We start from the raw sequence: 12,668 nt of genomic DNA on the forward strand, positions 1-12,668 counted from the left end.
CCCGCGGGGGATGCGGCCCGTCGCAACGCAGAATTACTCGGGCAGGCCGGGAGCCGCCTCGACCGGCGCGGCAGCCGGCGCCGGGGCCGGGGCCGGCGGTGCGGAACGGTCCAGCAGCGCCTTCATGGACAGCTTGATGCGGCCCTTCTCGTCGGTCTCGAGCACCTTGACCTTCACGACCTGGCCTTCGCTCAGGTAGTCCGTGACCTTCTCGACGCGCTCGTGCGCGATCTGGCTGATGTGCAGCAGGCCGTCCTTGCCGGGCAGCAGGTTGATCAGCGCGCCGAAGTCCAGGATCTTGGTGACCGGGCCTTCGTAGACCTTGCCGATCTCCACTTCCGCGGTGATCTGCTCGATGCGGCGCTTGGCTTCCTCGGCCTTGGCCGGGTCGGCGGAAGCGATGGTGATGGTGCCGTCTTCGCCGATGTCGATCTGCGTGCCGGTCTCTTCGGTCAGCGCCCGGATGACGGAGCCGCCCTTGCCGATCACGTCGCGGATCTTCTCGGGGTTGATCTTCATCGTGAACAAGCGCGGCGCGAAGCTGGACACCTCGGTCTTGGCAGCGCCCATGGCTTCCTGCATCTTGGCCAGGATGTGCATGCGGGCTTCCTTGGCCTGCGCCAGAGCGACCTGCATGATTTCCTTGGTGATGCCCTGGATCTTGATGTCCATCTGCAGCGCCGTCACACCGTTGGTCGTGCCGGCCACCTTGAAGTCCATGTCGCCCAGGTGGTCCTCGTCGCCCAGGATGTCGGTCAGCACCGCGAAGCGGTTGCCGTCCTTGATTAGGCCCATGGCGATGCCGGCCACGTGCGCCTTCAGCGGCACGCCGGCGTCCATCATGGACAGGCAGCCGCCGCAGACCGACGCCATGGAGGAGGAGCCGTTGGATTCCGTGATCTCGCTGACCACGCGCACGGTGTAGGGGAAGTCTTCCTTGCTCGGCAGCACGGCCACGAGGGCGCGCTTGGCCAGGCGGCCGTGGCCGATCTCGCGGCGCTTGGGGCTGCCCACGCGACCGGTTTCGCCGGTGGCGAACGGAGGCATGTTGTAGTGCAGCATGAAGCGGTCTTCGTAGTCACCCGACAGTGCATCGATGCGCTGCGCGTCGCGCTCGGTGCCCAGCGTGGTCACCACCAGGGCCTGGGTCTCGCCGCGCGTGAACAGCGCCGATCCGTGGGTGCGCGGCAGCACGCTGTTGCGGATCTCGATGGGGCGCACGGTGCGCGTGTCGCGGCCGTCGATGCGCGGCTCGCCGGCCAGGATCTGGCCGCGCACGATGCGCGCTTCGATGTCGAACAGCAGGCCTTCGACCTTGACGCTGTCGAACTCGACGCCGTCGGCCTTCAGCGCGGCCAGCACGTCGGCGTAGGCGGCGCGCGTGGCTTCGGTGCGGGCCTGCTTGTTGCGCAGCTGGTAGGCGGCGCGCAGCTTGTCTTCGGCGGCGGCCGTGACCTTGGCGATCAGGTCCTCGTCGCGGGCGGGCGCCTGCCAGTTCCACACCGGCTTGCCGGCGTCGCGCACCAGCTCATGGATGGCTTCGATGGCGATCTTGCCCTGCTCGTGGCCGAACACCACGGCGCCCAGCATGACCTCTTCGGACAGTTGCAGCGCCTCGGACTCGACCATCAGCACGGCGGCTTCGGTGCCGGCCACGACGAGGTCCAGGCTGGAATCCTTGCGGGCGGTCTGGCCCGGGTTCAGCACGTACTGGCCGTTGACGTAGCCCACGCGGGCCGCGCCGATCGGGCCGGCGAACGGGATGCCGCTGACCGACAGCGCGGCGCTGACGGCGATCATGGCGGCGATGTCGGCATCGACCTCGGGGTTCAGCGACAGCGTGTGGATGACCACGTGCACTTCGTTGAAGAAGCCTTCGGGGAACAGCGGGCGGATCGGGCGGTCGATCAGGCGGCTGGTCAGCGTTTCGTATTCGCTCGGGCGGCCTTCGCGCTTGAAGAAGCTGCCCGGGATCTTGCCGGCGGCATAGCCCTTCTCGAGGTAGTCGACGGTCAGCGGGAAGAAGTCCTGGCCGGGCTTGCCGGTGGTCTTGCCGACCACCGTGGCCAGCACCACGGTGCCGTCCATGTCCAGCAGCACGGCGCCGGTGGACTGGCGCGCGACTTCGCCGGTTTCCATGCGGACCTGGTGCTGGCCCCACTGGAAGGTCTTGGTGACTTTATTGAACATCGTCATGTGGTTCTCCGGAAATGGTGGAGACAGGGCCAGCGAAGGAACGATGCCATTCCACAAGAACCCCGCGGCACGGGCCGCTTGTGGAATGACACAGCGCGTACCTTGCGCGCGGCATCTGTCGGGTTTTGAAGTGCAAAGCGCCTGAGCCAGCGAACCAACTCAGGCGCCTTTTCGAACCGAGGAGGCTCGGCGGATTACTTGCGCAGACCCAGCTTGGCGATCAGGGCCGCGTAGCGGTCGTGGTCCTTGGCGTTCAGGTAGTCCAGCAGCTTGCGGCGGCGGCTCACCATGCGCAGCAGGCCACGGCGACCGTGGTGGTCCTTGGCGTGGGTCTTGAAGTGGGGGGTCAGTTCGTTGATGCGTGCGGTCAGCAGCGCAACTTGAACTTCGGGGCTGCCAGTGTCGTTGGCGGCGCGGGCGTTGGCCTTGACGACCTCGGCCTTGACGGATGCTGCAATCATGGAATTTCCAGGATGTGCCGGATGAGATACCCGAGATCCCTTGGGCCATGGACGGCACAAGGACAGGTTCCGGCGGTTTCACTTGCGTTGGCCGACGGAACTGACGGCCAACGTGCGCTTCGCCGCAAGGCAAAGCCCGACGATTATAGCGCGGCGCTCAGAGTGCGCTGGCCGAGAAGGTGTCGCAGGCTTTCACGCTGCCGGTCTTCAGGCCCGTGGCGAACCAGCGCTGGCGCTGGGCGCTGCTGCCGTGCGTGAAGCTCTCGGGCACCACGGCGCCGCCGCTGCCGCGCTGCAGCGCGTCGTCGCCGATCTTGGCGGCCGCGTTCATGGCCGACTCGATGTCGCCGTTCTCCAGGATCTGGCGCGCGTCCTGCGCCTTGTTCGCCCACACGCCGGCGAAGCAGTCGGCCTGCAGCTCCAGCCGCACGCTCATGCCGTTGTACTGGACCTCGCTCATGCGCTGGCGCATCTGCTCCATCTTGGCCGTGATGCCCAACAGGTTCTGCACATGGTGGCCGACCTCGTGGGCGATCACATAGGCCTGGGCGAACTCGCCAGGCGCGCCGAGGCGGTTCTTCAGCGTCTCGTAGAAGCCCAGGTCGATGTAGACCTTCTGGTCGGCCGGGCAGTAGAACGGTCCCATGGCGGCCTGGCCCTGGCCGCAGGCCGTGCGCGTGGCGCCACGGAACAGCACCAGCGTGGGGTCGCGGTACTGGCCGCCGGCCTCGGCGAACTGCTTGCGCCAGACGTCCTCGGTGTCGGCCAGCACGGTGGAGACGAACTTGGCCATCTGGTCGTCCGCCGGCGGGCGCTGCGCCGGCCCTTGCGGCTGCTCGATCGCCACGGGCCCACCGCCGCTGAGCATGCCCAACAGCGTCAGCGGGTTCACCCCCAGAACCCAGCCCCCCACCAGCGCGATCACGATGGTGCCGATGCCGATGCTGCGGCCACCGAACACGGGGCCGCCGCCACCGCCGCCGCCCTGCCCGCGCCGGTCTTCGACGTTCTCGGATTCTCGATTTCCTTCCCAGCGCATGGGGTCTCTCCTGCCTTGTGGTGGCGTGATGGTACCGCTCGTCCGCCAACCGGGCCGGCCCGCCCCGACACCAATGTTTCCGCATGTACGATGGCTCGCGGACCCGACTCCGCCCGGCGCGGGGCGCCGCTGCACACCGAAGGAAGCCTGCCGATGGACCTCACCCCGGCCGACAAACCCACTGTCCTCGTGGTCGACGACACCGCGGACAACCTCACCCTGATGGCAGCGCTGCTGCGCGACAGCTGCCGCGTGAAGGTCGTGAACCACGGTGCCAAGGCCCTGGCCACGGCCGCCAACGCGCCGCCCGACCTGATCCTGCTGGACATCATGATGCCGGAGATCGATGGCTACGAAGTCTGCCGCCGGCTCAAGGCCGACCCGGCGCTCTCGCACATCCCGGTGATCTTCCTGACCGCCATGACGGACGAGCACTCGGAGGAAAAGGGCTTCGAGCTCGGGGCGGTCGACTACATCACCAAGCCGCTCAGCCCTCCCATCCTGCTGGCCCGTGTGCACAACCACATCGCGCTGTCGACACGCACGCGCATGCTGCGCTCCTTGTCGGAAAAGCTCTCGCGCTACCTGTCGCCGCAGATCTACAAGTCGATCTTCGAGGGCGCCAAGGACGTCTCGATTTCGGCCGTGCGCAAGAAGCTCACGATCTTCTTCTCCGACATCAAGGACTTCACGCGCAATGCCGAGCGCATGCAGCCCGAGGACCTGACCTACTTCCTCAACAACTACTTCTCGGAGATGTCCAAGATCGCGCTGGACCATGGCGCGACCATCGACAAGTTCATCGGCGACGCCATCGTGATCTTCTTCGGCGACCCGGAAACGCGCGGCGTGGAGGAAGACGCGCGCCAGTGCGTACGCATGGCCGTGGCCATGCAGCGCCGCATGCGCGAGCTGCAGGCCGTCTGGCGCGACAAGGGCTACCGCCAGCCCTTCCAGGTGCGCATCGGCATCAACACCGGTTTCTGCCACGTGGGCAACTTCGGCAGCGAGCAGCGCATGGACTACACGGTGATCGGCAGCGAGGTCAACATCGCCGCGCGGCTGGAGCAGAACGGCATCCCCGACGGCGTGGTCATGTCCTACGAGACCTATGCACTGGTCAAGGACGAGTTCCAGGCCGAAGAGCGCGAGCCGCTCGCGGCCAAGGGCGTCTCGCGCGACGTGCGCTGCTTCGCGCTGCAGGGCATCCATCCCGACGAGCCCGAGCAGCGCGCCGGCATCCACCAGAACTATGCCGGCCTGCAGCTGACGCTGGACCCGGGCCGGCTGACCGAGGAAACGCGCGCCCGTGCGCGCCAGGACCTGGCAGCGGCGCTGGCCGCGCTCGACGCAGCGCCGCCTGCCTGAAGGATCAGGTCTTGGGCAGGGTCACGCCGACCTGGCCCTGGTACTTGCCGCCGCGGTCCTTGTAGCTGGTCTCGCAGACCTCGTCGCTCTCGAAGAACAGCACCTGGGCGCAGCCCTCGCCCGCGTAGATCTTGGCCGGCAGCGGCGTGGTGTTGGAGAACTCCAGCGTCACATAGCCTTCCCACTCGGGCTCGAACGGCGTCACGTTGACGATGATGCCGCAGCGCGCGTAGGTGCTCTTTCCGAGGCAGATGGTCAGCACGTTGCGCGGGATGCGGAAGTACTCCACCGTGCGCGCCAGCGCGAAGCTGTTGGGCGGGATGATGCAGCTGTCGCCGTGGAAGTCCACGAAGCTCTTCTCGTCGAAGTGCTTGGGGTCCACCACCGTGCTGTGGATGTTGGTGAAGACCTTGAATTCCGGCGCGCAGCGGATGTCGTAGCCGTAGCTGCTGGTGCCGTAGCTGATGATCTTGTGGCCTTCGCGCTCGCGGATCTGGCCGGGCTCGAACGGCTCGATCATGCCGTGCTGCTCGGCCATGCGGCGGATCCACTTGTCGCTCTTGATCGTCATGGGTGAAGGCTCTTTCGAAAACGGGCGGCGATTGTAGGGGGCGGCCCCCCCACCGGGTTCAGCGCGGCAGGCCGCCCGCCACGCCCTCGGCCAACCAGTCCATCGCAAGGATCTGCGGGTCGGCCAGCGTGCGGCCGGCCTCCAGCACCACGCGCCCCGTGTTGTCGCGCAAGGCCTTGCCCGCATGGAAGGGATGCAGCCGCCCGGCCGCGATGTCCTGCTGGCGCGCCTGCACCTCGTCCTGCACGGCCTTGGGCACGCGCGGGCCGAAGTCGCCCACGCGAACCATGCCCTCGCGCACTCCGCCCCAGACGTTGCCGCTCTTCCAGCTGCCGTCCAGCACCGCGCGCGCACGCTGCGTGTAGTAGTCGCCCCACTCGTGGCGCACGGCCAGCAATTGGGCGTCGGGTGCGGTCTTGCGCATGTCGGAGTGGTAGGCGATGGCCAGCCGGCCGCGCTCCTGCGCGGCGGCCATCACGGCGGCCGAGCCGGTGTGAAAGACCATCACGTCGGCGTCCTGGTTCATGAGCGTCATGGCGGCGTCGCGCTCGCGCGGCGGATCGAACCAGGCCTGCAGCCAGACCAGTTTGACGGCCGCCTGCGGCGCCACCGAGCGCATGCCCAGCGTGAAGGCATTGATGCCCTGCAGCACCTCGGGGATCGGAAAGCCGGCTACATAGCCCGCCGTGCCGGTCTTGCTCATGCGCCCGGCCGCCACGCCGGCGAGGTAGCGCCCCTCGTAGTGGCGCGCATTGGCCGTGGCCACGTTGGGCGCCGTCTTCAGGCCCGTGATGGACTCGAAGCGCACCTCGGGGAAGTCGCGCGCCACGCGCAGCGTGGGCTCCATGTAGCCGAAGCTGGGCGTGAAGATCAGGCCGCAGCCCTGTAGGGCCAGTTCGCGGATCACGCGCTCGGCGTCCGGCCCCTCGGCCACGTTCTCCACGTAGCGGGTCTGCACCTGATTGCCGAGTGCGGCCTGCACGGCCTTGCGGCCCTCCTCGTGCTGGCGCACCCAGCCGGCATCGGTGAGCGGAGCCACATAGACGAAGCCGATCTTGAGCGGATCACCGGCCATGGCCAGACCCGGCAGGCATGCAGTGGCCACGGTGGCCAGCAGGTGCCTGCGCGACAGCGCGGAGGGAGAGGGTTGTGCCGTGCAGCGGGCGGCAGAAATGAAAGCGCGGCCAAAGCCGCTGCTGCGTATTTTAGAAGTGACGCTCTTCATGGGATGTCCACCAGGGGACGAACTCGGGGGCGCCATTGTCCACCAAAGGCCCGGCCGGCGTGCTGCCGTCAACCGATCGGCCGCAGCAGCTCTGCCACGTCGTCCTCGCTGAACAGCGGCGCCTCGCGCGTCGCCGCGCCGTGCAGCAGGCCCTGCGCCAGCGCCGCCTTGCGCGCCTGCAGGTCCAGGATGCGCTCCTCGATCGTGCCCTCGGCCACGAGCTTGTAGACCATCACCTGACGCTGCTGGCCGATGCGGTGCGCGCGCGCCGTGGCCTGCTCCTCCACGGCCGGGTTCCACCAGGGGTCGTAGTGGATGACGGTGTCGGCCTGGGGCAGGTTCAACCCCGTGCCGCCGGCCTTCAGGCTGATCAGGAACAGCGGCACGGCGCCGCTGGTGAAGCGCTCGATCACCGCGTCGCGCTGCTGGGTCTGGCCGGTCAGCGTGGCGAACGGGATCTTGCGCTCGCGCAGCGCGGCCTCGATCAAGGCCAGCATGCCCGTGAACTGCGAGAACAGCAGCACGCGCCGGCCCTCTTCCAGCAGCTCGGGCAGCATCTCCATGAGCAGCTCGAGCTTGGCCGAGCCCGCCGCTTTGGTGACGCCAGGCGCGGCCTTGACGAGCCGCGGATCGCAACAGACCTGGCGCAGCTTGAGCAGCGCGTCCAGCACCTGGATCTGCGAACGGGCCAGGCCTTTGTCCGCCAGCGCGGCACGCACCGATTTTTCCGTGGCCAGCCGGATCGTCTCGTACAGGTCGGCCTGCGCGCCATCCAGCGTCACGGGCGAGATGCTCTCGACGCGCGCGGGCAGTTCGGTGGCCACCGCCGCCTTGGTCCGGTGCAGCATGAACGGCGTGATGCGCCGGCGCAGCAAGGCCAGCCGCTGCGTGTCCGCATGCTTCTCGATCGGCTGGCGGAACAGCTCGCGAAAGCGCGCCTGGCTGCCGAGGAAGCCCGGCATCAGGAAGTGGAACAGGCTCCAGAGTTCGCCCAGGTGGTTCTCCATGGGCGTGCCGGAGAGACACAGGCGCTGGCGCGCCTGCAGCGAAGCCGCCACCTGCGCCGCCTGGGTGCTGGCGTTCTTGATGTGTTGCGCCTCGTCCAGCACCACCAGATGCCAGCGCTGGCCCAGCCAGCGTTCGCGGTCGCGCTGCAGCAGAGAATACGGCGCCACCACGAGGTCGCAGCCGCTGAAGTCGGCCTTGTGGCGGTCGGCGCCGTGCCACACGCGCGTGCGTAGCGCGGGCGCGAAGCGCTCGGCCTCGCGGCGCCAGTTGCCCAGCACGCTCACGGGCGCCAGCACCAGGCTGGGCCGGTCCGCCCGGCCGTCCTCATGCTCGCGCAGCAGATGGGCCAGGGTCTGCAGCGTCTTGCCCAGGCCCATGTCGTCGGCCAGGATGCCGGACAGGCCGGCGCGGCGCAGGAATTGCAACCAGTTCAGGCCTTGCTGCTGGTAGGGCCGCAGCTGCGCGCGCAGGCCCGCTGGCGGCTCAATGGCCGGCGGCGCGCCGCTGACGAGTTCGCGCAGCAGCTGGCGCAAGCCCTCGGCGCCGTCCCAGACCGCGCCTTCGCCCAGCAGCACGCCCATGCGCAGCGCCTCCAGCCGCGACAGACGCAGGGCCTCGGCCTCCAGGTCGCGCTCGGGGCGCTCGCCCACCAGGTCGATCAGGGCCTGCAGCCAGGGCTGCAGCGGCTCGGACGGCAGGCGCAACCAGCGGCCGTCGGCTTGCTCGCGCCACAGCCATGGCGGCAGCAGCGGTCCTTCGGGCGTGTGGCGCACCTGCCGCAGCAGGGCCGGCAGCCAGGGCAGCACGTTGTGGCGGGCGCCGTCGATGGCGATGCCCAGCGACAGCTCGAACCAGGCCACGTCGGTGCCGGCGCGCAGGGCGTCCTCCAACGCGGCGTCGTCGTGCTCGGCCGTCGGCGACGTGACCTGCACCAGCAGGGCATCGGCCTGCTGCACGAAACCGGCCAGATCGGCGTCGGACTGCACGTCGAAGCCGGCCGCGCGCAGCGGCGCCCAGTCGTCCATGGCCCAGTCCAGCCAGGTCATGCTGGCCGCGGGCAGGTGAAAGCGCGCCACGGCGTCGCCCACCAGGCCCAGCGCGCGCAGGCGCAGCTCGGCCGCGCGTTCGGCCGCCACATCGCGGGTCAGCAGCACGCGCCGGCCGTCGTACGCCACCAGCACCTGGGCCTGCGGCACGAACCACTGGCCGCGCAGGCCGGCGTAGTCGAAGTCCAGCGTGGCGCGCAGCAGGCCGCGCTGGGCCCGCTCGGCGGGCGGCACGCGCGACAGCCGCAGGCAGGGTACGGGCGGCACCTGGGGCCAGCGTTCGGGCGGCGCGACCACGGGCGGCAGCGGCAGGCCGGCCAGGCGTTCGAGCAGGCGGCTCTGGTCGTCGCCGAAGGCCGATTGCGGCAGCGGTGGTGCGGCCAGCAGCAGGCGCAGCTGGGCCGCGTCCAGCCCGGGGCATTCCACCGGGCCGCAGCAGCGGTGCTCCAGGTCCAGGTAGAGCGGCACCTGGGCGCCGTACACGCCGGTGCGCGGGGCGGGGCGGGCGCCGGGCGCATCCGGGTCGGCCCCCTGCTCCGCCACGCCGGCGCGCAGCTCCCACAGGCTCTCAGCCTCGCGCGGCTGCCGGCTCTCGTGCCACTGCCACAGCAGCCGGCGCGGCGGGCCCCAGCGCAGCGGCGTCTCGGCCATGGCGCCCGACTCCAGCACCGCAAACAGCCGGCCGGTGCGCGCCGCGGCCTGCACGGCCAGGCTGCCGACGGTGCCGTCGACGGTGCCGGTGTGCGTGACGCCATAGGTGTAGCGCTGCGTGCCCAGCGACTGGATCAGCCGCACGCATTCGCGGTCGTCGTTGGGCTCGGCGGTGGCCAGCACGGGGATGCGCAACAAGGCGTCGTAGCCGGGCACCTTGGGCTTGGACCAGCCGCCCCGCTTGAGCGCGCGCGACACCTGCCAGGCCAGTTGCAGCCGCGCCGGCCCGCGCGGGCCGCGCGCGGACGGCTCCGCGACCGACAGCAGGTACAGCGGCACGTCGGCGTTGACGGCCGGCGTGCGCGCTTGCGCATCGGCCGGCGCGTCGTCGAACAGGTCCAGCCAGGCGCGCATGTCCGCCTGCGCACGGGCGGCGGCAGCGACGGGCGCCGGCGCCGTGGCCGCCGGCCGGGCATCGGGCGTGGCCGGGCGCCGCACCGCGCCGGCGGCGTAGGCGGCCTTCAGCGCCAGCGCCACCGCGTGCTTGCAGTTGTGGCCAACCGGGCAGGAGCAACTGGCGGCGAAGCGCGCCACCCGGCCGCCATCGCCCAGCTCCATCACCAGGCTGGTGTCGTAGGGCTCACGCTCGCTGCCACGCACCGTGCCGTCCACCTGCCAGTGCTGCGCGCTCTCGGCGCGCAGCTGGTGTTCAAGTACGCCCTGGTTCAGGTAGACCTGCAGGCCACGGGCATAGGTGGCGGCAGGCAGGTGCGGGGCGATGGACTGGGGATCGATCAGCAGGTCCACCGGGCGCTCAGAACCCGGCGAAATGGGCCTGCAGCCGCTCGCGCCAGGCCTGCTTTTGCGCGGCGGAGGCAAAGCTCGCCACGAAGCTGTTGTCCGCCAGCTGGAAGGCCTGTTGGGCCGTGAGGCCCGTGGCTGCGAAGGTCTGCACGAAGTTCTCGTTCAGGTAGCCGCCGAAGTAGGCCGGGTCGTCGGAGTTCACGGTGGCGACCAGGCCGGCATCGAGCAGCGCGCCCAGGTTGTGCTGCGCAAGGTCCGGGAACACGCAGAGCTTGAGGTTGGACAGCGGGCACACGGTCAGCGGGATGCGGTCGGCCGCCAGGCGGCGCATCAGCGCCGCGTCCTTGCTGCTTTGCACACCGTGGTCGACGCGTTCGACCTTCAGCACATCCAGCGCAGTCCAGACATAGGCCGGCGGCCCCTCCTCGCCCGCATGCGCGACGAGGTGGAAGCCCAGCTCGCGGCAGCGCGCGAACACGCGCGCGAACTTCTCGGGCGGGTGGCCGACCTCGCTGGAGTCCAGGCCGATCCCGATGAATTTGTCGCGGTGGGGCAGCGCCTGCTCCAGCGTGGCGAAGGCCTCCTCCTCGCTCAGGTGGCGCAGGAAGCACAGGATCAGCGCGGCGCTCACGCCCAGCTGCGCCTGCGCATCGACACAGGCGCGGTGCAGGCCGTTGACCACCGTCTCCATGGCCACGCCACGCGCCGTGTGCGTCTGCGGATCGAAGAACATCTCGGTACGGAGCACGTTCTCGGCGGCCGCGCGCTGCAGGTAGGCCCAGGCCATGTCGTAGAAGTCCTGCTCTTTCAGCAGCACCGAGGCCCCCGCGTAGTAGATGTCCAGGAAGCTCTGCAGGTTGGTGAAGGCGTAGGCGCGGCGCAGGTCTTCGACGCTCGCGTAGGGAATGGACACGCCGTTGCGCTGCGCCAGCGCGAAGATCAGCTCGGGCTCCAGCGAGCCTTCGATGTGCATGTGCAGCTCGGCCTTGGGCATGCCGCGCAGCAGTTCGGGCAGGCGGTCGGCGGGGATGGGTTTGAGGTTCATCGTAGGCTTTCCAAAACAACAAAGGGCTGCGCGCGGCAGCCCTTTTCATACCACAGGCGCCAAGCTTACTTGTCGCCCGGCACCTTGCCTTCCACGCCCTTGACGTAGAACTTGATGCCCGACAGGAATTGGTCGTCGGCCACGGCGCCGGCGGCCACGACTTCCTTGCCCGTGTTGTCGGCGATCGGGCCCTTCCAGATCGAGAACGTGCCGTCCTTCAGGCCCTTCTTGATCTCGTCGATCTTGGCCTTGGTCTCGGCCGGCACGTCCGCGGCGATGGAGACCATGTCGATCGCGCCTTCCTTCACGCCCCACCACACGGAACCCGTGGACCAGGTGCCTTCCAGCGCGTCCTTGGTGGCCTTGATGTAGTACGGTGCCCAGTTGATGATGGCCGAGCCCAGGTGGGCCTGCGGGCCGTAGGCCGTCATGTCCGAATCCCAGCCGAAGGCGCGCTTGCCCTTGTCCTGCGCGGTCTTGAGCACGGCGGCCGAGTCGGTGTTCTGCATCAGCACGTCGGCGCCGCCGTTGATCAGCGCGGTGGCGGCCTCGGTCTCCTTCGGCGGATTGAACCACTCGTTGACCCAGACCACCTTGGTCGTGATCTTGGGGTTCACCGACTGCGCGCCCAGCGTGAAGCTGTTGATGTTGCGGACCACTTCCGGGATCGGGATCGAGGCCACCACGCCCAGCGTGTTGCTCTTGGTCATGGCGCCTGCGATCACGCCGGCCATGTACGCGCCCTCGTAGGTGCGGCTGTCGTAGGTGCGCAGGTTGGGCGCGGTCTTGTAGCCCGTGGCGTGCTCGAACTTCACGTCGGTGGCGTCGGGCGCGACCTTGAGCATGGGTTCCATGTAGCCGAAGGTGGTGCCGAAGATCAGCTTGTTGCCCTGGCCCACGAGGTCGCGGAACACGCGCTCGGCGTCGGCCGACTCGGGCACCTTCTCGACGAAGCTCGTGACGATCTTGTCGCCGTACTCCTTCTCCAGCGCCTTGCGCGCGTTGTCGTGCGCGAAGGTCCAGCCGCCGTCTCCCACCGGGCCGACGTAGGCGAACGCGATCTTGAGCGGCTCGGCCTTGGGCGCGGGCGCCGGTGCGGCGGCGGCCGGTGCCGGGGCGGGCGCCGGCTCTTCCTTCTTGCCGCAGGCGGCCAGCGCGGCGGCGGCCATCGCGCTCAGCGCGGCCACGCGCAGCATCGAACGTTTCTTCTGGTCGGTCATGGATTCTCCGGAGGTGTCAACGAAAAAAGCGGCC

The 12,668-nt window shown here is 69.3% G+C and carries 9 protein-coding genes; 1 reads left to right on the forward strand and 8 read right to left on the reverse strand.

Features of this window, described 5'->3' with window-relative positions; all coding sequences use genetic code 11:
- Positions 1-33: 33 nt before the first annotated feature.
- The 3 genes from pnp to ypfJ form a co-directional block, all read right to left on the reverse strand.
- Positions 34-2,196: a polyribonucleotide nucleotidyltransferase gene (pnp, locus tag IE209_RS05065; protein ID WP_189685858.1), complete on the reverse strand. Its 2,163-nt coding sequence runs from the start codon at positions 2,194-2,196 to the stop codon at positions 34-36.
- A gap of 194 nt (positions 2,197-2,390) precedes the next feature.
- Entirely contained in the window at positions 2,391-2,657 is a 267-nt protein-coding gene (rpsO, locus tag IE209_RS05070; protein ID WP_145545330.1) for a 30S ribosomal protein S15, read from the reverse strand.
- 157 nt (positions 2,658-2,814) lie between these two features.
- Entirely contained in the window at positions 2,815-3,696 is an 882-nt protein-coding gene (gene ypfJ / locus IE209_RS05075) for a KPN_02809 family neutral zinc metallopeptidase (protein ID WP_189685859.1), read from the reverse strand.
- Between the two features lie 153 nt (positions 3,697-3,849).
- Here ypfJ and IE209_RS05080 point away from each other — a divergent pair, with 153 nt between their 5' ends.
- On the forward strand, positions 3,850-5,064 hold the full coding sequence (locus IE209_RS05080) for an adenylate/guanylate cyclase domain-containing protein (protein WP_229882692.1): 1,215 nt from the start codon (positions 3,850-3,852) through the stop codon (positions 5,062-5,064).
- Positions 5,065-5,068: 4 nt separating this feature from the next.
- On the opposite strand, the gene dcd is transcribed toward IE209_RS05080, so the two are convergent.
- The 5 genes from dcd to IE209_RS05105 all read right to left on the reverse strand — a co-directional run bounded on the left by dcd (position 5,069) and on the right by IE209_RS05105 (position 12,634).
- A complete protein-coding gene (gene dcd / locus IE209_RS05085; RefSeq protein ID WP_145545328.1) occupies positions 5,069-5,635 on the reverse strand; it encodes a dCTP deaminase in 567 nt (188 codons plus the stop codon).
- A gap of 58 nt (positions 5,636-5,693) precedes the next feature.
- Positions 5,694-6,710, reverse strand: coding sequence for a BMP family ABC transporter substrate-binding protein (locus IE209_RS05090; RefSeq protein WP_189685924.1), 1,017 nt, complete (start codon positions 6,708-6,710; stop codon positions 5,694-5,696).
- Positions 6,711-6,928: 218 nt separating this feature from the next.
- A complete protein-coding gene (locus IE209_RS05095) occupies positions 6,929-10,372 on the reverse strand; it encodes a DEAD/DEAH box helicase (protein WP_229882693.1) in 3,444 nt (1,147 codons plus the stop codon).
- 7 nt (positions 10,373-10,379) lie between these two features.
- Positions 10,380-11,414 (reverse strand): adenosine deaminase, encoded by a 1,035-nt coding sequence (locus IE209_RS05100; RefSeq protein ID WP_189685860.1) that lies wholly within the window; start codon positions 11,412-11,414, stop codon positions 10,380-10,382.
- A gap of 65 nt (positions 11,415-11,479) precedes the next feature.
- Complete coding sequence (locus IE209_RS05105) at positions 11,480-12,634, reverse strand: BMP family ABC transporter substrate-binding protein (RefSeq protein ID WP_189685861.1); 1,155 nt, start codon at positions 12,632-12,634, stop codon at positions 11,480-11,482.
- Positions 12,635-12,668: the final 34 nt, after the last annotated feature.

Origin of the sequence: Pseudorhodoferax aquiterrae (assembly GCF_014652235.1) — a bacterium.
Lineage (GTDB): Bacteria > Pseudomonadota > Gammaproteobacteria > Burkholderiales > Burkholderiaceae_C > Pseudorhodoferax > Pseudorhodoferax aquiterrae.